The organism is Microbacterium luticocti DSM 19459 (assembly GCF_000422405.1).
Lineage (GTDB): Bacteria > Actinomycetota > Actinomycetes > Actinomycetales > Microbacteriaceae > Microbacterium > Microbacterium luticocti.
Genome location: NZ_AULS01000019.1, coordinates 40,146 through 63,647, shown reverse-complemented (window position 1 = coordinate 63,647; position 23,502 = coordinate 40,146). Strand labels below are relative to the sequence as shown.

24 protein-coding genes and 1 pseudogene are annotated in these 23,502 nt (G+C 70.7%); 13 read left to right on the top strand and 12 right to left on the bottom strand.

Features of this window, described 5'->3' with window-relative positions:
* A partial coding sequence (locus tag H577_RS0112240; protein WP_029146191.1) for an IS256 family transposase occupies positions 1-355 on the top strand: 355 nt, incomplete at its 5' end.
* Between the two features lie 536 nt (positions 356-891).
* Positions 892-2,163, top strand: coding sequence for a kynureninase (kynU, locus tag H577_RS0112235; protein WP_029146190.1), 1,272 nt, complete (start codon positions 892-894; stop codon positions 2,161-2,163).
* Between the two features lie 18 nt (positions 2,164-2,181).
* Here kynU and H577_RS0112230 read toward each other — a convergent pair whose 3' ends face one another.
* Together H577_RS0112230 and msrB are read right to left on the bottom strand one after the other, a co-directional pair.
* On the bottom strand, positions 2,182-2,724 hold the full coding sequence (locus H577_RS0112230) for a nitroreductase family protein (RefSeq protein WP_029146189.1): 543 nt from the start codon (positions 2,722-2,724) through the stop codon (positions 2,182-2,184).
* Positions 2,721-3,122 carry a peptide-methionine (R)-S-oxide reductase MsrB gene (msrB, locus tag H577_RS0112225; protein ID WP_029146188.1) on the bottom strand — a complete coding sequence of 134 codons (402 nt, stop codon included), beginning with the start codon at positions 3,120-3,122 and terminating at the stop codon, positions 2,721-2,723. The genes H577_RS0112230 and msrB overlap by 4 nt, the downstream gene beginning before the upstream one ends.
* A 76-nt stretch (positions 3,123-3,198) precedes the next feature.
* Here msrB and H577_RS16405 point away from each other — a divergent pair, with 76 nt between their 5' ends.
* The 4 genes from H577_RS16405 to groL all read left to right on the top strand — a co-directional run bounded on the left by H577_RS16405 (position 3,199) and on the right by groL (position 7,160).
* A complete protein-coding gene (locus tag H577_RS16405; protein WP_051191999.1) occupies positions 3,199-4,383 on the top strand; it encodes a DUF2332 domain-containing protein in 1,185 nt (394 codons plus the stop codon).
* 9 nt (positions 4,384-4,392) lie between these two features.
* Positions 4,393-4,638, top strand: a complete 246-nt coding sequence (locus tag H577_RS0112215; RefSeq protein WP_029146187.1) for a DUF3263 domain-containing protein — start codon at positions 4,393-4,395, stop codon at positions 4,636-4,638.
* 46 nt (positions 4,639-4,684) lie between these two features.
* Positions 4,685-5,260, top strand: a complete 576-nt coding sequence (locus H577_RS0112210; RefSeq protein WP_029146186.1) for a LytR C-terminal domain-containing protein — start codon at positions 4,685-4,687, stop codon at positions 5,258-5,260.
* 277 nt (positions 5,261-5,537) lie between these two features.
* Entirely contained in the window at positions 5,538-7,160 is a 1,623-nt protein-coding gene (gene groL, locus H577_RS0112205; protein WP_029146185.1) for a chaperonin GroEL, read from the top strand.
* 180 nt (positions 7,161-7,340) lie between these two features.
* Here groL and H577_RS0112200 read toward each other — a convergent pair whose 3' ends face one another.
* From H577_RS0112200 to H577_RS16400, 4 genes are all read right to left on the bottom strand, one after another.
* Positions 7,341-7,628 (bottom strand): WXG100 family type VII secretion target, encoded by a 288-nt coding sequence (locus H577_RS0112200; RefSeq protein WP_029146184.1) that lies wholly within the window; start codon positions 7,626-7,628, stop codon positions 7,341-7,343.
* A 123-nt stretch (positions 7,629-7,751) separates the two neighbouring features.
* Positions 7,752-9,428 (bottom strand): sensor histidine kinase, encoded by a 1,677-nt coding sequence (locus tag H577_RS0112195; RefSeq protein WP_036284983.1) that lies wholly within the window; start codon positions 9,426-9,428, stop codon positions 7,752-7,754.
* A gap of 85 nt (positions 9,429-9,513) precedes the next feature.
* Positions 9,514-10,206 carry a response regulator transcription factor gene (locus tag H577_RS0112190; RefSeq protein WP_029146182.1) on the bottom strand — a complete coding sequence of 231 codons (693 nt, stop codon included), beginning with the start codon at positions 10,204-10,206 and terminating at the stop codon, positions 9,514-9,516.
* Positions 10,207-10,213: 7 nt separating this feature from the next.
* Entirely contained in the window at positions 10,214-10,945 is a 732-nt protein-coding gene (locus H577_RS16400) for a helix-turn-helix transcriptional regulator (protein ID WP_051191998.1), read from the bottom strand.
* Positions 10,946-11,045: 100 nt separating this feature from the next.
* Between H577_RS16400 and folE the strand changes: the two genes are divergently transcribed.
* The 4 genes from folE to H577_RS16395 are packed head-to-tail and all read left to right on the top strand — an operon-like array spanning position 11,046 to position 14,502.
* Positions 11,046-11,639: a GTP cyclohydrolase I gene (gene folE, locus H577_RS0112180; protein ID WP_029146181.1), complete on the top strand. Its 594-nt coding sequence runs from the start codon at positions 11,046-11,048 to the stop codon at positions 11,637-11,639.
* Positions 11,640-11,658: 19 nt separating this feature from the next.
* Positions 11,659-12,882, top strand: coding sequence for an NAD(P)/FAD-dependent oxidoreductase (locus H577_RS0112175; RefSeq protein WP_029146180.1), 1,224 nt, complete (start codon positions 11,659-11,661; stop codon positions 12,880-12,882).
* On the top strand, positions 12,882-13,775 hold the full coding sequence (gene folP / locus H577_RS0112170) for a dihydropteroate synthase (RefSeq protein WP_036285003.1): 894 nt from the start codon (positions 12,882-12,884) through the stop codon (positions 13,773-13,775). The genes H577_RS0112175 and folP overlap by 1 nt, the downstream gene beginning before the upstream one ends.
* A gap of 19 nt (positions 13,776-13,794) precedes the next feature.
* Entirely contained in the window at positions 13,795-14,502 is a 708-nt protein-coding gene (locus H577_RS16395) for a pyrimidine reductase family protein (RefSeq protein WP_036284980.1), read from the top strand.
* Here H577_RS16395 and H577_RS16390 read toward each other — a convergent pair.
* The 4 genes from H577_RS16390 to H577_RS0112145 are packed head-to-tail and all read right to left on the bottom strand — an operon-like array spanning position 14,490 to position 19,074.
* Entirely contained in the window at positions 14,490-15,353 is an 864-nt protein-coding gene (locus H577_RS16390; RefSeq protein WP_211217930.1) for a class I SAM-dependent methyltransferase, read from the bottom strand. The genes H577_RS16395 and H577_RS16390 overlap by 13 nt on opposite strands.
* Before the next feature lie 59 nt (positions 15,354-15,412).
* Positions 15,413-17,056, bottom strand: coding sequence for a DNA repair helicase XPB (locus tag H577_RS0112155; protein WP_029146178.1), 1,644 nt, complete (start codon positions 17,054-17,056; stop codon positions 15,413-15,415).
* 11 nt (positions 17,057-17,067) lie between these two features.
* Positions 17,068-18,798 (bottom strand): helicase-associated domain-containing protein, encoded by a 1,731-nt coding sequence (locus tag H577_RS0112150; protein WP_029146177.1) that lies wholly within the window; start codon positions 18,796-18,798, stop codon positions 17,068-17,070.
* On the bottom strand, positions 18,799-19,074 hold the full coding sequence (locus tag H577_RS0112145; protein ID WP_029146176.1) for a hypothetical protein: 276 nt from the start codon (positions 19,072-19,074) through the stop codon (positions 18,799-18,801).
* Between the two features lie 121 nt (positions 19,075-19,195).
* Between H577_RS0112145 and H577_RS0112140 the strand changes: the two genes are divergently transcribed.
* Both H577_RS0112140 and H577_RS16385 read left to right on the top strand, forming a co-directional pair.
* Positions 19,196-19,576: a cold-shock protein gene (locus tag H577_RS0112140; protein WP_029146175.1), complete on the top strand. Its 381-nt coding sequence runs from the start codon at positions 19,196-19,198 to the stop codon at positions 19,574-19,576.
* The gene (locus H577_RS16385; protein WP_084516200.1) at positions 19,560-20,156 is read left to right on the top strand and encodes a DUF3027 domain-containing protein; all 597 of its coding nucleotides are present in this window, start codon (positions 19,560-19,562) and stop codon (positions 20,154-20,156) included. The genes H577_RS0112140 and H577_RS16385 overlap by 17 nt, the downstream gene beginning before the upstream one ends.
* A 29-nt stretch (positions 20,157-20,185) precedes the next feature.
* Here H577_RS16385 and serC read toward each other — a convergent pair whose 3' ends face one another.
* Positions 20,186-21,304, bottom strand: a complete 1,119-nt coding sequence (serC, locus tag H577_RS0112130; RefSeq protein ID WP_029146174.1) for a phosphoserine transaminase — start codon at positions 21,302-21,304, stop codon at positions 20,186-20,188.
* A 277-nt stretch (positions 21,305-21,581) separates the two neighbouring features.
* Between serC and H577_RS17715 the strand changes: the two genes are divergently transcribed.
* Entirely contained in the window at positions 21,582-23,054 is a 1,473-nt protein-coding gene (locus H577_RS17715) for a hypothetical protein (protein ID WP_156876648.1), read from the top strand.
* A 164-nt stretch (positions 23,055-23,218) separates the two neighbouring features.
* Here the strand turns inward: H577_RS17715 and H577_RS18290 are convergent.
* A pseudogene (locus H577_RS18290) lies at positions 23,219-23,404 on the bottom strand (IS1634 family transposase); the annotation flags it as partial.
* Positions 23,405-23,502 lie beyond the last annotated feature (98 nt).

Genomic DNA, 23,502 nt, shown 5'->3' with positions numbered 1-23,502 from the left:
GGCCGTCACCGACAGTCTCCGCGGCTCGTTCCCGGAGATCGCAGCCATGCTCGAGGCCGCCGAACCCGACCTGACCGCGTTCGCACCGCTACCGCGCGAGCACTGGCAGAAGGTGTGGTCGAACAACCCGATCGAGCGCCTCAACCGGGAGATCAAGCGCCGCGCCGACGTCGTCCAGATCTTCCCCGACCGAGACTCCGTGACCCGCCTGATCGGCGCCGTCCTGCAAGAGCAGCACGAGGAATGGTCCTACGGGGAACGCCGCTACTTCTCCGACACCTCGATGCGCAAACTCGTCCACACCCTCCACGACCACGCCGAGCCCGCACGCCCCGAGTTCTACCTCACCGCCTGACCACCACCCCCCAGGAAGCAACCAAAATGACACCACACCACGGGACTTGACCGGATCGTGTGGTGCTGCGCCCGGTTCCCGGGGTTGCAGGTTCGAGTCCCGTAGCCGGCACCGTCTCGCGCCTCGATTCCCGCCGTTGTGTACGCCGGTGACTCAGTACGCCGGTGAGGACATCGCCCCATAGCAGGCACCCCGCCGGCGCGGCACCCCGCGCGTGCCGCGCTGTGCACAACTGCGGGGATTTTCGACGACGGTCGGCGTGTCGGGGCGTTGCGGCGGCGTGTCGCGGAAGATCCCCGCCGTTGTGTACGCGGTGACTGAGCACGCCGGCGACTGAGCACGCCGGTACGAGATCGCCCCGTCGCCGGCACCGTGCCTGGACGGCCCACGGCCGCGGCACGGACTCAGGCGATGGCACGGAACATCAGGCGGATGCCGCGGCACGGACTTCGACGATGGGATGGGGATGTTCGGTGGATGCCGCGGCGATCCGCGTGAATTGGCGTGATCGCCTGATCTCGTGACACCCTCGTGGGGTGAGCACCGAGACCACGACGGCCGGATGGAGCCGAGAATCCTGCCTGCAGGCGGACGAGCGCGATCCGCTCGCCGCATTCCGTGACGAGTTCGTGCTGCCGCCCGGGGTCATCTACCTCGACGGCAACTCGCTCGGGGTGCTGCCCGTCGGTGCGCGCGAGCGCGCCGACGCGGTGATCACCCGCGAGTGGGGCACCGACCTGATCCGCAGTTGGAACACCAACCGGTGGTTCGAGATGCCGGTGCGGCTCGGCGAGAAGATCGGGCGCCTCATCGGGGGCGGCGACGGCGCGTGCGCGGTCACCGACACCACCTCGGTCAACATCTTCAAAGCCCTCTCGGCGGCGGTGCGCATCCAGGCGGCCGCCGACCCCGCGCGACGCGTCATCGTCGCCGAGCGCGACAACTTCCCCACAGACCTCTACGTCATCCAGGGCCTGGTCTCGTCACTGCACGGCTACGACATCCGTCTCATCGACGACCGCGACGGCCTTGCCGCAGCGCTGACCGACGACGTCGCCGTCACGCTGCTGAGCCACGTCAACTACCGCACCGGCGCCCGCTGGGACATGCCCGCCGTCACGGCGCAGATCCACGCCGCCGGCAGCCTGGTTGTCTGGGACCTGTGCCACTCGGTCGGCGCCGTGCCGCTGGACGTCGACGGCAGCGGCGCGGACTTCGCCGTCGGCTGCACCTACAAGTACCTCAACGGCGGCCCCGGTTCGCCCGCGTTCATCTGGAGCGCGGCCCGCCACCTCGCCGGCATGACCGGCCCGCTCACCGGATGGTGGGGCCACCGCGACCCGTTCGCGATGGCCGTGGAGTTCGCGCCGGCGCCCGACGCCCGCAGGCTGCTGGTCGGCACGCAGCCGATCATCTCGATGGCCACGATGGAGGTGGGCCTGGACATCGCGCTGCGCGTGGATGCTGCGGCCCTGCGCGAGAAGTCCATCGCCTTGAGTACCCTGTTCATCGACCTGGTCGCGCAGCGGCTGGGCGATCATCCGCTCACACTGGTCACCCCGGCCGACCCCGACGCCCGCGGCAGCCACGTCAGCTACCGCCACCCCGAGGGATACGCCGTGATGCAGGCGCTCATCGACCGTGGCGTCATCGGCGACTACCGCGAGCCCGAGGTGCTGCGCTTCGGGCTCACCCCGCTGTACCTGCGTCACGTCGACGTGTGGGACGCGGTCGAGCACCTGCGTCGCGTGCTCGACGACGAACTGTGGCGCGACCCGCAGTACGCGCGTCGCGGCGCCGTCACCTGACGCGACGGATGCCGCGGCCTACCGCTCGCCCGGCATCCGCGACAGGAACCGCTCGGCGTCGACCTGCGTGCGCTTGGCCGTCGCCTTGCCCTCGGGCTTGCCGCCGACGTACAACCAGCCGAGCAGCTTCTCGTTGTCGCGCAGCCCGTGCGCCTTCGCCACCGCCTTGCTGCGCGTGTAGCCGCCGGTGCGCCAGATGACGCCCCACCCGGCCTCGTCCAGCAGCAGGCTCAGGGTGTGCGCCACCCCCGCCGCGGTCGCGGCCTGCTCCCAGCGCGGCACCTTGCCGCTCGGTCGGTAGCTGACCACCACGGCGATCAGCAGCGGCGCCCGCAGCGGCTTGGACGAGGCACCCTTCTCACCCAGCGCCTTGTTGATCGCCCGGCCCAGGCGCTCCCGGTCCGCGCCGCGCAGCTCGATCAGCCGCCACGGTCGCAGCGACGAGTGGTCGGCGACCCGCGCGGCAGCCGCCACCAGCGGAAGCAACTCGTCGTGCGAGGGTGCGGCATCCGTCACCTTCGACCACGATCGGCGCGCCAGAACCGCGTCGAATGCGCTCATTCGTCGGGTGAGAACGACAGCGAGATCGAGTTCATGCAGTAGCGGTCGCCGGTCGGGGTGCCGAACCCGTCGGGGAACACGTGCCCCAGGTGGGACCCGCAGTTCGCGCACAGCACCTCGGTGCGCTCCATGCCCAGCGAGCTGTCTTCGCGCAGCTCGACCGCGTCGGGGCGGACCGACTCGTAGAAGCTCGGCCACCCGCAGTGCGAGTCGAACTTCGTGCCGCTCTTGAACAGTTCCGCACCGCACGCCGCACACGTGTACAGCCCGGCCCGGTGCTCGTCCAGCAGCTCCCCGGTCCACGGCCGCTCGGTCGCCGCCTCCCGCAGCACCGCATACTGCTGTGGGCTCAGTTCGGCCCGCCACTGCTCGTCACTCTTGTTCACGCCATAACCCATGGGATCCTCCACCTCCATTCAACCCGACGCGCAGGCTGTGTGTTCCGCGGGTTTCGCATTCCGCGAGAATGGGCGGATGCTCGACACCGACGCCGTGCGCGACCGGTACGACCGGTTCGCCCGCATCGAGGCGCCCCACCGGTCTGCGCTGTACGCGCAGTGGGCGGCCGGCGTCGCCGGCGACGCCGAGGCCCGCGCGATCCTCGCCGGCATCCCGGCGACGCACCGGCAGCCGCCCCTGGTGTTCGCGGTGACCCGGATGCTCGGATGCGGGCTCGTCGCGTACCCCCGGTGGGCCGCGTGGCTGCGCATGCACGCCGACGCCGTTGCCGCCGAATGCGCTGCCCGCACGCTGCAGACCAACGAACCGCTGCGGTGCGCCGCGCTGCTGCCCGCGCTGAGCATGATCGACGGGCCGGTCGCCTTGCTCGAGGTCGGAGCCAGCGCCGGACTGTGCCTGTACCCCGACCGGTACTCGTACCGCTATGCCACCGACGACGGCCCACTCGCGGTCGATCCGGCCGACGGCGTCAGCCCGGTGGTGCTGTCCGCACGATGGCGCGGGGCGGCGCCGCGGCTGCGCCTGCCCGAGGTGGTCTGGCGCGCGGGCATCGACCTGCAGCCGCGACGGGCGACGGATGCCGCGGACCGCGCCTGGATCGAAGGTCTGGTCTGGCCGGGTGAGCACGAGCGGGCCGCCCGCATCGGCGCCGCCCTCGACGTCGTCGCGGCCGACGGTCCGCTGCTGGTCTGTGGAGATGCCGTCGAGCTGCTGGGCGAGGTCGCGGCATCCGCGCCTCGCGACGCGACACTGGTGATCACCACGCCCGGGGTGCTCGCGCACGTGCCCCGAGCGGGGCGCGAGCGCATCGCCGCCGCGGCCCGAGCGGCGGGATGCTGGATCACGTTGGACGCGCCCGGCCTGCATCGGGCCGTTCAGGGGGAGTGGGTCGTACCGGGGGAGTGGGCCGAACCCGGGCACAGCGCGGTGCCTGGGCGGAGCACGGTGCCCGAGCAGAGCGCAGTGTCCGGGCGGAGCGCGGTGCCTGGGCGGAGCACGGTGCCCGGGCACAGCGCGGTGCCGGGACGGAGTGCGGGTCGGCGTGCCGCGGTGCCCGACCCCGATCCGTGGCCCAACGGGATGTTCGCGCTCGCCGTCGACGGTCAGGTGATCGCCGCCGCCGACCCGCTGGGCGGGATCGTGCGACCGAACGGCGCCGCGTGGGAGTGGCATCCCGACCCGGAGGCTGCCACGCAGTAGCGTGAGCACGTGCCCCTCGACGACCGCGACCTCGCCATCCTCGACTTCGAGTCGCGGTGGACGCGACATGTCGGGGCCAAGGAAGAAGCCATCCGCACCGAGCTCGGGCTCGCACCGGCCCGCTACTACCAGTTGCTCGGACGGCTGATCGACACCGCCGAGGCTCTGGAACACGACCCCATGCTGGTCAAGCGGCTGCGTCGTGTGCGCGACCAGCGGGTGCGGGCGGGTCTGGCGCGCGTGGTCGGTCGCTGAGCGCGCCCTCACACTCACGCAAGAACGCGGCGGGTAGCATCGTGGGGTGCCGAGATCGACCTATCCGCCGGACAGCTTCGACGACCTGCCCGACGATGCCGATCGGGTGGGTGCCCACCGCGCCGAGAATCCTCGGCTGCGCACCGGGCTGATCGTCGCGTGGGCGGCGCTGGCTGCCGTCGTGCTGATCGCCGCCGGCATCTTCGGCACGCTGCTGACCACCGGCCGGCTGGGTTCGCAGTCGACGCCGCCGCCGACCGCGGCGGCCACCCCGACGATCACGCCCGTGGTCGACACCGCCTACAGTGTGCTGGTGCTCAACGCCACCGGTGAGCCGGGCAAGGCCACCGCGGTGGCCGATCAGATCGTGAAGGCGGGCTTCTCCCGTGGCAAGGTGTCGCCGGGTGAGGCCGCATCGACGTACCCGACGACGACCGTGTACTACGTGCTGCCGCAGGATGCCGCGGCCGCCGCCGGGCTCGCCAACATCATCGGCGGTGCCGCCATCGCGCAGAGCGATGAGTATCAGCCTGCCGGAGATCCCGAGGCGCAGCAGCTCGCCGTCGTGCTCGGCACCGACCGCGCCTCCTCACCCGCTCCCTCGCCGTCGAAGACGTCGTAGCGCTGCTCGGAACCGCTCAGGCCGGAGCGTCGCTCGGGCCGCCGGCATCGGCGGCGCCGAGTTCGTCGATGGTGAGGCACGGACGCGCGTCATGACGTCGGCGTCGCCGTTGCCGCGGGTGGGGGCCGGGTGCGGTGCCCGGTGTCGAACGGGTGCTGCCCGAGGGTGCGGGCCGCCGTCTTGCACTCTCTGGGGGCGAGTGCCAGAATGGCATTAGCACTCGGCTTGAGTGAGTGCTAAAGACCGTCAGCCAACGTCCGGGAGGGACGACACACACATGGCAAAGATCATCGCTTTCGACGAGGAGGCCCGTCGCGGCCTCGAGCGCGGCCTGAACACGCTGGCCGACGCCGTCAAGGTGACCCTGGGCCCCCGCGGTCGCAACGTCGTGCTCGAGAAGAAGTGGGGCGCCCCCACCATCACGAACGACGGTGTCTCGATCGCCAAGGAGATCGAACTCGACGACCCCTACGAGAAGATCGGCGCCGAGCTGGTCAAGGAGGTCGCCAAGAAGACCGACGACGTGGCCGGTGACGGCACCACGACCGCCACGGTCCTGGCCCAGGCGCTGGTGCGCGAGGGGCTGCGCAACGTCGCGGCCGGCGCCGACCCGATCTCTCTGAAGAAGGGCATCGAGAAGGCCGTCGCGGCCGTCATCGAGCAGCTGCACGACGCCGCCAAGGAGGTCGAATCCAAGGAGCAGATCGCTGCGACCGCGTCGATCTCGGCCGCCGACACCACCATCGGTGAGCTCATCGCCGAGGCGATCGACAAGGTCGGCAAGGAGGGTGTGGTCACCGTCGAGGAGTCGCAGACCTTCGGCACCGAGCTCGAGCTCACCGAGGGCATGCGCTTCGACAAGGGCTTCATCAACCCCTACTTCGTCACGGACCCGGAGCGCCAGGAGGCCGTCTTCGAGGACCCGTACATCCTCATCGCGAACCAGAAGATCTCGAACATCAAGGACCTTCTGCCCGTCGTCGACAAGGTGATCCAGGACGGCAAGGAGCTCGTCATCATCGCCGAGGACGTCGAGGGTGAGGCGCTGGCCACGCTGGTGCTGAACAAGATCCGCGGCATCTTCAAGTCGGTCGCCGTCAAGGCCCCCGGCTTCGGCGACCGCCGCAAGGCTCAGCTGCAGGACATCGCGATCCTCACCGGCGGCCAGGTCATCACCGAAGAGGTCGGCCTCAAGCTCGAGAACACCACGCTCGACCTGCTCGGCCGTGCGCGCAAGGTCATCGTCACCAAGGACGAGACCACGATCGTCGAGGGTGCCGGTGACCCCGCGCAGATCGAGGGTCGCGTGACCCAGATCCGTCGCGAGATCGAGAACACCGACAGCGACTACGACCGCGAGAAGCTGCAGGAGCGCCTCGCCAAGCTCGCCGGCGGCGTGGCCGTCATCAAGGCGGGCGCGGCCACCGAGGTCGAGCTCAAGGAGCGCAAGCACCGCATCGAGGACGCCGTCCGCAACGCGAAGGCCGCCGTCGAGGAGGGTGTCGTCGCCGGTGGTGGTGTCGCGCTGATCCAGGCCGGTGCCAAGGCGTTCGAGTCGCTCGGCCTGACCGGCGACGAGGCGACCGGTGCGAACATCGTCAAGGTCGCCATCGAGGCGCCGCTCAAGCAGATCGCGCAGAACGCGGGCCTCGAGCCGGGCGTCGTCGCGCACAAGGTCGCGGGCCTGCCCGCCGGCCACGGTCTGAACGCGGCCACCGGCGAGTACGGTGACCTGTTCGCGCAGGGCATCATCGACCCGACCAAGGTGACCCGCTCGGCGCTGCAGAACGCCGCGTCGATCGCCGGCCTGTTCCTGACCACCGAGGCCGTCGTCGCCGACAAGCCGGAGAAGGCCGCTGCCGCTCCGGCCGGCGACCCGACCGGTGGCATGGACTTCTGAGTCGAAGACCACCCCACGCACGAAGCGCCCCTCCGGTCGGAGGGGCGCTTCGTCGTTGCGGCGGCGTGGGCATCCGCCGCGCCGGGCCGCTGCCATTGAGAATCGACATTCCGGTCCGCACTCGCCGCGCCGCACGGAGTCTCGGCCGGGATGCCGATTCTCGACGCCGCACGGGATGCCTCATCGGAACAGGCCGGTGCTGAACTGCTCGGCCTCGGCGTACTGGCGGCCGGCGGCGGCCAGGGCGGCGTTGATCGCGGCCAGGCTCTGCTCGACCTGAGCCTGGGTCGCACGCCACTGGTCGACGACCGTGGCGAAGGCGGCCGACGCCGACCCGGTCCAGGTCGCCTGCAGGTTCGTGAGCTGTGCGAGCATCGAGGCGGTCTCGCCCTGCAGGCGGTCGATCGTGCCGTGCACGGCGGAGGTGGCGGCCAGGACCGCGTCGCTGTCGACGGAGTAGACGGACATGGGGTGCTCCCTTCGGATCTGGGTTCCCACGCTAGGGTGGCGCGCCGGTCCGGCGGGGGCCGGTGTGCCGATCCGTGGACAGATCGCCGTGGCTCCCGCCTGGGGAGGAATCGGTGCGGGCCGTCAGCGGACGTCGTCGCCCAGGCGGTGCAACGGCTGAGTCTGGATGTCGATGTGCTCGGCGGCATCCCGCGCCTGCGCCAAGGGGAACGCGACACAGAACGTGGCACCGCCGCCCGGGGTGTCGGTGACGGTGACGGTGCCGTGCAACAGGTCGACGATCGAGGCCACGATCGACAGCCCGAGACCCGAGCCGCCGGTCTCACGGGTGCGGGAGGTGTCGGCGCGCCAGAACCGCTGGAAGATCTGCTCCCGGATCTGCGGCGGGATGCCGTCGCCGTGGTCGGCGATCGCGATCCAGCCCATCCCGGCGGTGCCGTCCACGCCCACCGCCAGGTCGATGGGGGAGTCGTCGGGCGTGTACCGCCGGGCGTTGGCGAGCAGGTTCGCCACCACCTGCCGGATGCGGTTCTCTTCGCCCAGCACGATCGGCGGGGCTCCGGCCGGCTGCGGTGCCGGTACCGGCGCGGTGGCCGCGGGCTCGGCCGGTGCCGGCTGCTTGGGTCGCCGGCGCAGCAGGTTACGAGCGGATGCCACCCGCCGTGGCGCCGATGACGGCTTCTTCGCGCCCGCGTCCGCCACGGTGGCGGTGATCGGCGCGGTGGGCAGCTGCAGCGCCGGCAGCTCGTCGGCGACCGCCGTGGTGGTGTCGGTCACCGACACCTGGCGTCGTGGCGAGGCCGCCCGCACGTCCAGCGCCGCATCGCGGGCGATCGGGCGCAGGTCGACCGGGGCGAACGCGATCTCTTCGCGCCGCTCGTCGAGCCGGGTCAGCGCCAGCAGGTCCTCGACCAGCGACCCCATCCGGATCGCCTCTTTCTCGATGCGTTCGAACGCCGTGGCGACGTCGTCGTCGCTGCGGATCGCGCCCATGCGGTACAGCTCGGCATAACCGCGCACGGTGACCAGTGGCGTGCGCAGTTCGTGGCTGGCGTCGCCGACGAACCGGCGCATCTGCCGCACGGCGGCGTCCCGCTGGCCGAGCGCGGCGTCCAGCCGCGCCAGCATGGCGTTGATCGCGATCTTCAGCCGCCCGACTTCGGTGTGCTCGGGCTCGACCTTCGTCATCCGCTGACTGAAATCACCCGCCGCGATCGACATCGCCGTCGCCTCGACCTGCCCGAGGCTGCGGAACGCGAGCGTGACCAGGCCGCGCGTGACCAGCGCCCCGATGAAGATCGTCAGCAGCGCCAGCACGCTGTAGATGCCCAGGAACGTGCCCACGATGCGGTTCACCGACGAGGTCGGCAGCGCCACCAGCTGGGTGAACAACGGGGCGTTCGTGCCGAGCACGAACGAGGTCACGCTCGCGCGGAAGTCCACGCCCGCCGTGCCGGGGATGCTGAACGGCGCCGTGCCCTGGATCGTGGCCTGCCGGGTGGACATCTTCTGCGGGAACACCGGGGTGTTCTCGCCGTGCGGGCCGACCGAGGCCAGCATCGACCCGTCGGCGGCGTAGACCGCCACGTAATAGCCCGAGTAGTCGATCGGCCCCGACGTGTTCGGTGTGAACCGGATGTCGCTGCCGTCCACCGTCACGTCGAACGCGCTGCGTGCGACATCCGTCGTCGCCAGCTGCTGCACCTGCGAGTCGAGGCTGGCATCCAGCGCCCCGCGCAGGAAGATCATCGTGCCCATGCCCGCGGTGAACAGGCCGATCGCCAGCACCGCGACGGTCACCCCGGTGACCTTCGCGCGCAGGCTCAGCCCACGCCACCACCCGGTGACCGCATCGGGCTCACGCTCTGACAGGGCCCCTCCCGTCTCAGGCGGGCTTTCCGGCCTTCAGCATGTAGCCGAAGCCGCGCTTGGTCTGGATGAGCGACTCGGACGCGTGCGGGTCGATCTTGCGACGCAGGTACGAGATGTAGCTCTCGACGATGCCGGCGTCGCCGTTGAAGTCGTACTCCCACACATGGTCGAGGATCTGCGCCTTGCTCAGCACCCGGTTGGGGTTGAGCATCAGGTAGCGCAGCAGCTTGAACTCGGTGGGGCTCAGTTCGATCTGGGCGTCGCCGACGAACACGTCGTGGGTGTCCTGGTCCATGGTCAGCTCGCCCGCACGGATCACCGACTCCTCGTCGGTCTGCATGGTGCGGCGCAGGATCGCCTGGATGCGGGCGACGATCTCGTCGAGGCTGAACGGCTTGGTGACGTAGTCGTCGCCGCCGGCGTTGAGACCTTCGATCTTGTCCTGCGTCTCGTCCTTCGCGGTCAGAAACAGGATGGGGGCGGTGTAACCGGCCCCGCGCAGCCGCTTGGTGACGCTGAACCCGTTCATGTCGGGCAGCATGACGTCGAGGATGATGAGGTCGGGTTCCTCTTCGAGGACGGCCGAGATGGTCTGCGCGCCGTTGGCGACGGCCCGCACCTGGAAGCCTGCGAACTTGAGGCTGGTGATCAGCAGGTCGCGGATGTTCGGTTCGTCGTCGACGATGAGGATGCGCGGTGCGGTCATGTGCCCATTATGGTGACCCGGACCGTGTGCGTGTGGGATGTTCGCCGGAAGCGGCACGATTGTGCGCCTGTGCCGAGGGGTCGGGGAGCGCCCGCACCTGCACGCAGCAGTGCCCTTCGCGCGGGCTCAGCTGCGGGGTGCGCCGATCGCCGGTGGCCGCGACCATGCCCTGCACCAGGGCGAGGTTCGCCGTGCACACCAGGTCGGTGTGCCGGGCGGCGAGCGCATGGAACGGGCAGTTCTGCAGCAGCACCCCGCCGCAGCCGTCGTCGGCCGGCTCGTACCCGCACGCGGTCAGCGCGGCCTCGGTGCTCGCGCAGTCGGCGCCGATCTGGGCGCCCAGGCCGTGCGCCTGTGCGGCGATGGCCTCGCGCACCGGGATGCCGTCGGCGTCCGCCTGCTCGGCGGCCCGGGCGAGCAGTTCGCCGGCCAGTTCGTAGTGCCGTTCCGGGATGGAGCCGGCCAGTTCGCCCGCCACCGCACGGTAGAGCTTGGCCGGACGCCCGGCGCCCGGTCCGCTGCGCCCTGACAGGCGCCGGTACTCCACGGCGAGCAGTCCCGCCGCGGCGAGCCGGTCGAGGTGGAACGCCGCGGTGGAACGGGGGACGCCGGCGGCGGAGGCCGTGGCATCCCGCCCCATCGGCTCGGTCGCCTCGGCGACCGCCGCGTACACGCGGCGCCGCACCGGATCGCCGAGCAGGCCAAGCGCCTGTGCCCGGTTGTGCGAGATCACGCCCATGACCCCACCCTACTCTAAAAAAGCGAATCTTGACAGAAGAATCTGCAGGGCCTAGCGTCGGACGTGGGTCGCTTCCGCCGCGGCCCGGAAGGGGGTCGTCATGTCCGTGTCCGTCCCGCCGTTGGCGGCGCTCGAGGATGTCGCCGACGAGGACTGCGTCGACGTGGCGGCGGCCGAGCAGGCCGTCGCCGATCTGCTGCGCGCACTCGGCCGCGACATCGACTCCCCACATCTGGCCGACACCCCGCGTCGCGTGGTCGCCGGGCTTCGCGAGATGATCGAGCCGCGCCCGTTCACGCTGACCACGTTCCCCAACGACGCCGGGTACGACGAGCTGGTGCTGGTGCGTGACATCCCGTTCTCGTCGCTGTGCGAGCATCATCTGCTGCCGTTCCGCGGCGTCGCCCACGTCGGCTACCTGCCCGCCGAGCGCATCGTGGGACTGTCGAAGCTCGCGCGGGTCGTCGAGCTGTTCGCCCGCGACCTGCAGGTGCAAGAGACCCTCACCGCGCAGATCGCCGACCATCTGCAGACGCACCTGGCGCCGCGCGGTGTGGGTGTGGTGCTCGAGGCCGAGCACCTGTGCATGTCGCTGCGCGGAGCGCGCGTGGCCGGCAGCACCACGGTCACCAGCGCGTTCCGCGGCGCGCTGCAGGCCGACCAGACGCTGCGGGCGCGCTTTCACGCCCGCTGATCGATCGAGAGGAGACACCATGGCAGGCATGGTCATCATCGGAGGAGGACTGGCCGCCGGCAGCGCCGCCCAGACACTGCGCGAGCAGGGCTACGACGGCGAGGTGACGGTGATCGCCGACGAGCCGTACACGCCGTACCAGCGCCCGCCGCTCTCGAAGGGGTTCCTGAAGGGCGACGAGGGGCTGGATGCCGTCATCCTGCACCCCGACGACTGGTATCGCGAGCAGCGGGTGGACGTGCGCACCGCGACCGCGGCGACCGGGATCGACGTCGTCGCGCACACCGTGACGCTCGCGGACGGGTCGACGCTCGGCTACGACAAGCTGCTGCTGGCCACCGGTGCCACACCGCGCGCGCTGCCCATCGCCGGACACGACCTGCCCGGCGTGCACATGCTGCGCCGGCTGGACGATTCGAAGGACCTCCACGCGCAGCTGGCCGGCGGCGGCAAGCGGCTCGTGCTCATCGGGTCGGGCTGGATCGGCATGGAGGTCGCGGCCACCGCGCGGCAACTGGGCAACGAGGTCACCATCCTCGAGCGCGACCCGGTGCCGCTGGCGGTCGCGCTCGGCGACGAGATGGGCACCGTGTTCCGGCGGCTGCACGAAGAGCACGGCGTCGACCTGCGCACCTCGGTGAACGTCGAGCGCATCGAGGGCACCGACCGGGCCACCGGTGTGGTCGTCGACGGCGAGACGGTGCCCGCCGACCTGGTGCTCATCGGCGTCGGTGCCGTGCCGAACACCGCGGTGGCCGAAGCGGCCGGCATCGAGGTGGACCGCGGCATCCTCACCGACGCGTCGCTGCGCACCAGCGCGCCCGACGTGCTCGCCGCCGGCGACGTCGCCAACGCGATGCACCCCGTGCTGAAGCAGCGGCTGCGCAGCGAGCACTGGGCGAACGCGCTGAACTCCGGTCCGGTCGCGGCGCGCGTCATGCTCGGTCAGGAGGCGGTGCACGACGCGATCCCGTACTTCTACACCGACCAGTACGATCTGGGCATGGAGCTCAGCGGCTACGCGCCCCTGATGAAGGACGCGCGGCTGGTGACCCGCGGCGACGTGGGAGGGCGCGAGTTCATCGCGTTCTGGGTCGCCGACGGAAAGGTCGTCGCCGGCATGAACGTCAACGTCTGGGACGTGAACGAGACCGTGCAGAAGCTCATCGCGTCGGGCGCGCGCATCGACACCGCAGCGCTCGCCGATGCGGATGTGGCCTTGGACTCGCTGGTGCCCGCGTGATCGTCACGCCGCGGCTGCGGCATCCGGTGCGCCGCATCGGTGATCGCGACATCGACTTCTCGCGGCGGCTCGCGGTGATGGCGATCGTCAACCGCACCCCCGACTCGTTCTACGACCGGGGCGCGACGTTCGCGCTCGAGGCCGCGGTGGCATCGGGGCGCGCGGCGTTCGAGGCGGGCGCCGATGTGGTCGACGTCGGCGGGGTGAAGTTCGCGCCCGGGCCGCCGGTGCCGGTCGCCGAAGAGATCGACCGCGTGGTGCCGGTGGTGCGGGCGCTGGCACCGTTCGGGCCGGTGAGCGTCGACACGTTCCAGCCCGAGGTGGCCCGGGCGGCGATCGACGCCGGTGCGGCCGTGATCAACGACACCACCGGCGTGCACGATCCGCGGATCGCCGACGTCGTCGCCGACAGCGACGCGACGCTGGTGGTGGCGCACAGCCTGGCCGCGCCGCGCACCCAGCTGCCGCTACCGCACTACGACGATGTGGTCGCCGAGGTGCGCGACTTTCTCGAGCACCGTGTCGCGGTGGCACGCGAGCACGGTGTGCCGGCCGAGCGGATCATCGTCGACCCCGGGCACGACCTCAACAAGAACACCCGGCATTCGCTCGAACTGACCCGGCGGTTGGGCGAGTTCGCCGACATCGGTCTGCCGATGCTCGTCGCGTTGTCGAACAAGGACTTCATCGGCGAGGCGCTCGGCCGCGACCGTGACCAGCGCCTGCACGGGTCACTGGCGGCGGCGGTGTTCTGCGCGACCCAGGGGGCGCGCATGGTGCGGGTGCACAATGTGCGCGAGACAGTCGACGCGCTGCGGATGGTCGAGGCGATCCTCGGCTGGCGCGAACCGGCGTACCTGCTGCACAACATGCGGTCGGAGGGAAACGAATGACCGGCCCGGAGGGAAACGAATGAACCCGACCCGTGACCAACTCTTCGCCGCCTACGCGCTGGACGACCGGCGCACGCCACGGGTGCGCATGAACTTCGTGTCGAGTGCCGACGGCGCCGCCACCCTGCACGGGCGCAGCGGGGAGCTGGGCGGGCGGACCGACCGTGCGCTCATGGAGGTGCTGCGCGCGCAGGCCGACGTGATCCTCGTCGGAGCAGGGACCGTGCGGGTCGAGGGATACGGCGGGGTGGCGCCGCAGGAGGAGGATGCCGCGTGGCGGCGCGCGCACGGGCTCTCGCCCGCGCCGCGGCTGGCCGTCGTCAGCGGCGAGCTGAACCTTGCTCCGGGCGATGCGGTCTTCGCCGACGCTCCCGTCCCGCCGATCGTGGTGACCCGGGCGTCCGCGCCCGCGGCGCGGCGGGCAGAGCTCGAGTCGGTGGCCGAGGTGCTGGTCTGCGGGGATGCCACGGTGGACCTCGTCGCGATGACCCACGCCTTCACGGCGCAGGGGATGCCGCAGGTGCTGTGCGAGGGCGGACCGCACCTGTTCGGCTCGCTGCTGGACGCCGGGCTCGTCGACGAGCTGTGCCTGACCGTGGCGCCGCACGTGGTGGGCGGGGGAGCGGGCCGCATCGTGCAGGGCGCCGCCGAAGCGCAGCACGACCTCGCCTTGCGGGGCGTGCTGCGCGACGACGACGGCTTCGTGTTCCTGCGCTACGCGCGCTGAGCCGGCGCGCCGGTCGTCTCGCGCACCGCGTGGACGAGGCGCACCAGCCGCATCGGCGTGAGTGCGTCGGAGCGGGGCCAGAAGCCCGGGCCCGCGGCATCCGTCTCGTCGCACGCCTCGCGCACCGCCCAGCCGGCGTCGGCCAACCAGTCGGTGATCTGGTCGGGCGAGGGTGTGCAGTGCCACGGCTCACCGGAACGCCCGGCGACCGCGGCCACCGCCTGGGCATACCCGGCACCGGCCGCGTCGCGCAGGGCGGGCGGCACGATGTGGTCGAAGACCAGGTGGGAGCCGCCGGCCAGAGCGCGTAGGCCGGCGAGCACCCCGCGGACGGCGGCCGCGTCGAGGTACATGCTCACCCCGAGCCATGACACGAACGCGGGTCGATCGGGGTCGAACCCGGCCGCGCACAGGGCGTCCACCGGCGAAGCCGAGGCGAGGTCGACCGGCACCGGGGTGCCCGCGTCGGCCAGGCCGGCCCGCGCGAACAGCGCGCGCCGGTGTGCGAGCACCCCGGGAAGGTCGACCAGCCACGCGTGCGTTCCCACCGGCATCCGGTGCGCGGCGGTGTCGAGCCCGGCGCCGAGCACGACCAGCTGATCCACCCCGGACTCGGCCAGGCGGGCTTCGGCGAACGCGCTGCGCACGCAGGCGGCCAGCCGGGCCGACGCCAGGACGGGGGCGTCCGGCTGCGCTCGGTGATAATCCAACGGCGAGGGATGGTCGTGGTCGACCAGGGCGGCGGCGATCTCGTCGATCAGCAGATGCGGGGGCGCGTCGACGAGAGGATGCGCGGCCCGGGCCGCGGCCGACATCAGGGCGGTGGTACTGACGGTGGTGTTCGGTTCCATCTCAACCTATTACCAGACCTGCACCGCACCGCCGGCGTGCCACGCCGCCGGCGCTCGGATCAGGCCGCGGCGAGGGTGTCGGCGTCGAGGATCGTGTAGCTGTAGCCCTGCTCGGCGAGGAACCGCTGCCGGTTCTGCGCGAAGTCCTGGTCGACGGTGTCGCGGGCGATGAGCGTGTAGAAGCTCGCGGTGTGCCCGGACTGTTTCGGCCGCAGCAGGCGGCCGAGCCGCTGCGCCTCCTCCTGGCGGGATCCGAACGACCCCGACACCTGGATGGCGACGGATGCCTCGGGCAGGTCGATCGAGAAGTTCGCGACCTTCGAGACCACCAGCAGCTCGATCTCGCCCTCGCGGAACGCCCGGTACAGTTCCTCGCGCTCGTCCACCGGCGTCGCACCGGTGATCTTCGGCGCGCCCAGCGCCTCGGCGAGCACGTCGATCTGGTCGAGGTACTGGCCGATGACGAGGATCCGTTCACCCCGGTGCCGGGCGACGAGCTCGCGCACCACGCCGATCTTCGCCGGAGCGGTCGCCGCCAGCCGGTACCGCTCGTCGTCGGCCGAGGCCGCGTACTCCAGCCGGTCGCCTTCTGGCAGATCCACCCGCACCTCGTAGCAGACGGCGGGTGAGATGAAGCCCTGCGCCTCGATCTGCTTCCACGGCGCGTCGAACCGCTTCGGCCCGATCAGGCTGAACACGTCGCCCTCCCGACCGTCTTCGCGCACCAGCGTCGCCGTCAGCCCCAGCCGGCGCCGCGCCTGCAGGTCGGCGGTGAGCTTGAACACCGGCGCCGGCAGCAGGTGCACCTCGTCGTAGACGATGAGCCCCCAGTCCAGCGCGTCCAGCAGTGCCAGGTGGGCGTACTGGCCCTTTCGCTTCGCGGTGAGGATCTGGTACGTCGCGATGGTGACGGGCTTGATCTCTTTGACCTGCCCGGAGTACTCGCCGATCTCGGCCTCGGTCAGCGACGTACGCCGCAGCAGCTCGTCGCGCCACTGCCGGGCGCTGACCGTGTTGGTCACCAGGATCAGCGTCGTCGTCTTGGTCTGCGCCATCGCCCCGGCGCCCACGAGCGTCTTTCCGGCCCCGCACGGCAGCACCACCACGCCCGAGCCACCCTCGGTGAACGTCGAGACCGCGGTGCGCTGGTACGGCCGCAGGTGCCAGCCGTCCTCGACGAGGTCGATGGGATGCGGCGTGCCCGGCGTGTACCCGGCACGGTCCTCGGCGGGCCAGCCGATCTTCAGCAGCTCCTGCTTGATGGCGCCGCGCGCCCAGGCGTCCACGACGAACGTGTCGGGCGAGGGGTGGCCGATAAGCAGCGGTTGGATGCGCTTGTTCTTCGACACCTCGGTCAGCACCGCGGCATCCGTCGACCGCAGCACCAGGTCGCCGTCGTCGCCGCGCTCGATGACCAGGCGCCCGTACCGGTTCACCGTCTCGCGGATGTCGACGGCGACCGAGGTGGGAACCGGGAACTTCGAGAAGCGGTCGAGGGTCGCCAGCATGTCGTCGGCCTCATGCCCGGCCGCCCGCGCGTTCCACAGCCCCAGTCGGGTGATCCGGTAGGTGTGGATGTGCTCGGGTGCGCGCTCGAGCTCGGCGAAGATCGCCAACTCGTGCCGCGCGGTCTCGGCATCCGGGTGCGCCACCTCGAGCAGCACCGTGCGGTCGCTCTGGACGATGAGGGGGCCGTCGGACATAAGGGTCCATTCTACCGGGGTCGTACCCGGACGATCCCCGAGACCGGCAGGGTGCGCTCGATGTCGGCCGCACGGTCCAGCCCCCGCAGTCGGCCGCCACCGAGGCCCGTCGCCTCCATCGTGAAGTCGCGTTCGGTGCCGTCGGGCATGCGCACGGTGACGGTGATCTCGCCGCGGGTGCGCACCGCCTGTTCGAGTTCGCGCACGAGCCATGCCGCGTCGGCGTCGTCGGCGCTGTGCGCCAGCAGCCGCTCGGCCACCGGCAGCAGGGCGGCGGCCGCTTCGTCGGCCGGCACCGGCACCGGGTCGCGGCGGCGGCGCAGTGGCTCGGCGCGGCCGGCGGCATCGCGCGCCACCACCGGATAGCGGGCGTCGGCGAGCGTGAAGAACACGGCGTCGCGCCCCACCCGCGAGACCAGCGCGTCACCGTCCTCGGTCAGCCCGATCGCGTGCAGCGACTGGTCGACCGCGATGGTGCGCAGCAGCTGCGGATCGGAGCTGGTCACGCGTGTGCGGCCGGTCGCGGCATCGGTGGCCACCTGCACCGAACCGTGTCGCGCGGTGGCCTCGGCGATGAGGTAGTCCAGCGGCTGCGGGATGCCGGTCAGCGACAGGCCGGCCAGGAACGTGCGCAGGGATGCCGCGTCCTCGCCACCGGCGACGGCCGCCGCGATCGTGTCGGCGGTGAACCGGTACGTGGATGCCTGGGCCCGCGACTCGCGGGTCGCCATCGTCTGCAGGCGCAGATCCAGTGGCGAGCGCAGGGGACCGGGGGCGATCGCGGTGAGGTCGGCCTGCAGGTAGATGCGGTCGATCTCGGCGGGCAGCAGCGTGGTGAGGGCTGCCTGATCGGGGGTGGCGCCGGTCCGCAGCGGGGCGGTCCAGGCGGGCTCGGTGCCGTCGGCCGCGTACAGTCCGGCCCGCACCGCCTGCCGCCACAGCGTCGCCGCCAAAGCCTGCCAGGTCTCATCGAGCGGGGCGGCGTGCGGCCACTGGGTCGGAGGCGGGTAACCGCCGCCGTCGGTCCGAAGCGGCCCGGGCAGCGCCGCAACCCAGCCCGTCGCGAGCGCCGCCCAGCGATCCGCGATCGTGCCGCGCAGCCACGCGGCGCCCACCGTGGTCTGACGCCACTGCCGGTCGACCAGGGCGAGCAGACGGGCATCGGCGGCCAGCGCGACCAGATCGTCGAGCTCGGCCGGGCTCTCGACCAGGTGGCCGTCGACCAGACGGCGGCGGTCGACGGCGGTGATCGCGCCGGTGCCGGTGACGTTCACGGGGTCGTCGGCCGCCCGGGCGACGAGGTCGGTGACGGCGCGGACGGTGTCGGCGGCACGCTCGGCCGCCTGCGCGGCGGCGACGGCATCGCCGCCGGCCGGTTCGGCCGTGGCGACGGCCTCGAACGCCTCGGGATGCGCGGCCCGGGCGGCGTGCACCCGGTCGGTGACCGCACCCAGGGCCGTGCCGTCGGCCCGCAGCAGCGCGGCCGCCTCGAGCCTGTCGCGCACCCCGGGGTCGGCGGCGGAGCTGGCTGCGGCATCCACCCCCTGCAGCGCGACGCGGGGCAGCTGCCGCAGCGCCGCATCGATCGAGGCGGGCTCGAGCAGCCCCTCGGCCGCGTCGAAACAGTCGCGCCAGCCGACCTGGGCGGACACCCCCCGTGCGTGCAGCACCTCGGCCAGCCGTTGCGCACGGAGCCCGGCCAGCAGCGTCGCCAGCTCCCGCGCGTCGGACAGTGCGGCCACTCAGCGCGTCCGGTCGGCCTTGTTCGCCCGGGACCGGCGCACGAAGCTCATGATCACGACCGTCAGGATCATCAAGAAGGCGGCGATCGGGGCGACGTAGACGATCGTGCCGATGGTGCGCCACAGCGGCGTGCTCTGGTCGGTGTGCACAGCCGTGCCGATGATGATGGCGAAGAACAGGATGACCGACACGGCCAGCAGGCCGAGGGCGGTGTACGAGAGGATGCGGTCGATCCGGCGGACCGGGACGTCCCCGGACGGTGTGGGCGCGCTCATCGGATCCAGCCTACCGCCGCGCGCACGTGCCGTAGGCTGGAGGCCGGGACCTTCGGGTCCTTCCACATTCCCATGCACGTCTGCGCGCGGAAGGCGCGCGCACCGTTCCAGCGAGGTAGTCATGCCCACCGGCAAGGTCAGGTTCTACGACGAAGAGAAGGGCTTCGGCTTCATCTCTTCGGATGACGGTCAGGATGTCTTCCTGCACGCCACAGCCCTGCCCGCAGGAGCGACGGTCAAGACGGGCACGCGGGTCGAGTTCGGCATCGCCGACGGCCGCCGCGGCCCGCAGGCGCTGTCGGTGCGGCTGCTCGAAGCCCCGGTCAGCCTGGCGAAGAAGTCCCGCAAGCCCGCCGACGACATGGCCGTGATCGTCGAAGACCTCGTCAAGCTCCTCGACACGATCGGCGGTGACCTGCGCCGCGGACGCTACCCCTCGGGTGCGCACGCCACGAAGGTCGCCGCCCTGCTGCGCAAGGTCGCCGATGACTTCGATGTCTGACCCGGCGTCCGACGGCGCGCCCGAGGGGGGTACGGCCTTGCCCGTCGACGGGGCGGCGACGGATGAGGCGGCGACGCCCATTCCGGATGAGCGGCTGCTGGCCGCGCACGATCTGGCCCTCGCCGCGCTGCACGAGATCACCGCACCGGCGACGGTCGGCGACCCCGCCGGCTACACGGTCGAGCCCGACGGTGTGGTCTCGCTGCTGTTCGACAATCGGATGCCGGGATACCCGGGCTGGTTCTGGACCGTGAGCCTGGCCGCGGCCGGGGAGGCCGAGCCGACCGTGCTCGAGGCCGAGCTGCTGCCCGGCTCCGGCGCGCTGCTGGCTCCGGAATGGGTGCCGTGGGCGGTGCGTCTGGCCGAGTACCAGGCCCAGCAGCGGGCGGCGGCCGACGAGGATGCCCGGGCCGAGGCATCCGTCGACGCGGACGACGAGCTCGACGACGTCGACGACCTGGATGCGGCCGACTTCGACGAGGACGGCTCACCGATCCTGCACTCGGGCGACCTGGACGGCGTCGACATCGACGAGCTCGACGAGCAGCCCGGCGACGGGCCGGACGACGACGAGGACTGACGCCGCTCGACGACGAGGACCGACGACTCTCAGCGGGCCAGGTGCTCGACCGTGTAGTCGATGCAGCGGGTGAGCGCGCGCACGTCATCGGGCTCGATCGCCGTGAACGTCGCGATGCGCAGCTGGTTGCGGCCGAGCTTGCGGTACGGCTCGGTGTCGACGATGCCGTTCGAACGCAGGCTCTTGGCGACGGATGCCGCGTCGACCGCGTCGTCGAAATCGATGGTCACCACCACCGGTGAGCGATCCTCGACCCGGGCCGCGAACGGGGTCGCGAAGCTCGACGCCTCGGCCCACGCGTACAGCACGTCGGACGACTCGCGGGTGCGCGCGGCCGCCCAGGCCAGGCCGCCCTGGCCGTTCATCCAGTCGATCTGCGCGTCCATCAGCAGCAGGGTGGCCAGCGCCGGGGTGTTCAGCGTCTGATTCAGCCGGGAGTTGTCGACCGCGGTCTTCAGGTCGAGGAACGCGGGGATGTAGCGGTCCGACGCGGCGATCCGCTCGATGCGCTCGATCGCAGCGGGCGAGACCGCGGCGAACCACAGCCCGCCGTCGGCGGCGAAGTTCTTCTGGGGGGCGAAGTAATACACGTCGGCCTGCGTGATGTCGACGTCGATGCCTCCGGCGGCGCTGGTCGCGTCGATCACGGTGAGGGCGCCGGCGTCGCCGTGCACGCGTCGCACCGGGGCCGCCACACCGGTCGAGGTCTCGTTGTGCGGCCAGGCGTACACGTCGACGCCGTCGACCGGCTCGGGCTCGGCGCGCGTGCCCGGCTCGGCGCTGCGCACATCGGGCGCCTGCAGCCAGGGGGCCGCGGCGGCCTTGGCGAACTTGCCGCCGAACTCGCCGAACACCAGGTTCTGCGCGCGCTGCTCGATCAGGCCGAAGGCCGCGGCATCCCAGAACGCCGTCGACCCGCCGTTGCCGAGGATGATCTCGTACCCGTCGGGCAGCCGGAACAACTCGGCCAACCCGCTGCGCACGCGCCCGACGAGGTCCTTGACCGGTGCCTGCCGGTGGCTGGTGCCCAGGATCGCCGCCCCCGGGCCGGCCAGGGCCTGCACCTGCTCGGCCCGCACCTTCGACGGGCCGCACCCGAAGCGTCCGTCGGCGGGCAGCAGGTCGGCGGGCAGCGCAACGTGGGTCATGGCTCGATTGTAGGCGGGACGGATGCCCCGGCCCGGCCGCATGACGGCGCCATACGCCTGGGTAAGGACGCGATCACCAGCGCGTTCGCCGATGAGCTGGCGCGAAGCGCCGGCCACGAGGAATGGGTTGACCCCACAGGGAGGCAACGAAGTGTACGCGTCTGTCAGCCCATCGGTACGAGTCGCCGCGGAACACCACTCAGTAAGATTGAGGCCAAGGCATCGCGGTTGCGAGTGCCTGAATTGAGGCGGTTGATGGGGTGGCCAAGGGGGAACCGTGGGGATAATCAAGCAGAGTCGCTCAGCTCTTGCCATCGTGGATGCGCTTCCCGACCGCCTCGAGACTGGGCTGTGGGAATTCCTGAAGACACCGAACGGGACACCGTTCTTTCGCTTCTCAATGCGACCACCAGCGCAAGCATCGCTGCTTCCGATGCGACGTTCGTGGAAGTTCATTGCGATGATCCCGGGGATGCCCGAGGTCGCGTCGGACATTGCTCTGATCTCGACAGATGGAGCGAACATCGTGGCAGCCCTCGCCCGTGCACTTGGTCGGCTGGCACGTGAGGCAAAGCACACAAGCCCTGAGTACTCAGCTGGACTGCTGCTCCACTCATATCTGTACGGAGTCGCTGTGAGGGAAGCAGAAACCGTCCTCCTGTCGGGCGAGAGCCTGGCTGATGATGAAATGGCTCACAATCGACTTGATTCAGCCCGTGAGCTCTTGTCTGAGTGTCTCTTGGCCGCGCAAGGGCTCTCGGACAATAACTCTGCGGCGCGCCTGCGCCAGAAGATGAGCTGGATCGCAGACACCCAAAGAGCCGGGGCGTTGAAGGCCGGGGTGGAACGTGAGAGGCATGTGCTCGCGGAAGACGCTCCATCATTGATCTCCGCTCAGCATGTGGAGCTGGCGGGAACAGTCACGCCCGCTTCCAGCCGCGCTGCGCACCAGGCTCAGCACATACCTTTGCCGAAGACAGTCACCGAGACAGGTCCTTCTGTTCCGACGGCTGGCAGGGCCGGACAGAGAGCAGATGATCACCGCAAGAATGTCGACGCTGCAATGGATGACTTCTATGGCGGGTATTACGAGAACGAGGAGGAGGAGGAAGCTGCGGCGGACGCGTACTGGGCAAAACACCTCCGGTTTCATAAAGAGGTGTTTCCCAGCACCGTAGAGGGGCGGTTCCTCGCATCGTTCGGCCTTGCAGCCGAGTGCATGCACCAACTGGATCCGGGTGACATGAACCCCTTGTTCGAGGTAGAGGACGTACCGGACATCGTTCTCGCCGGCTCAGGGTTCTCAGAGGAAAATCTGCATGTGTCAGTGGCCGCCGATACACTCGCGTCACCTCCCGTGTGGCAGATCCTCCTTACACGCTATGAGCTGGAAGACACCGTGTGGTCGGAGTGCGAGGTTGAGAAGCTCATCGTCTGCGGCACAGCAGTACATCGTATGGAGGCTGCGGCCAACATCACCTCGGGGCTCATTTCCGTCGCCGGCAAGCGAAGCGGACAGGATCGGCGCATCCTCCTCGAAGCAGCTGCCACCTGGGCGGCCATGGTCTGCGACTTCGACAAGTCCGTTTCAACTCTGCTCACTCTCCAGGAAGAGTTCCCCGATAGTGACGTGCCGTCCAACTGGTCGGCGCTCATCGATCGGATCGAGAATCACCCGCTCGCCACGCAGGAGCAGTACGACCGTCTAACGCGCTCGTGGACCAAAGACGAGTCAGCGGAAAGCGAGTGACACCGAGGGCTTCGTGGCGTGACGACATTGGTGTCGGGCGCTGGTCCGCGGACCTGCCCTCCAGATTGGGTTGTCGGCGCCCCCGCACACGCTTTCTGCATGCGCACCACGTTCGGCCTGAGTCGTGCCACTCTAGGACCCGTTGGTGAGCGGAGTGCGGTGAGGCCTTGAACGGTGATCACGACATCACGCAGGGAGCGCAGGGCGCAGGTGATGCGCTTGACGCTGAGTCCGGCGCGGATTTGGAGGTGCCGGCTGATCCCGAGGGCGCAGAACACGATGGTGAGGCGCGCGTCGATCGAGTACTTCTCGTGGTGGAACATCGGCCGTGCGCGCAGATCGCTCTTGGCACCTCAGTGGGGTCAATACCCGTTTTCTATTCCACAACAAGGCACCTCTGTTGCCGGCCAGTGAGCCTCGCACGCCCGTACTGTCCGAGGTTGCCGAG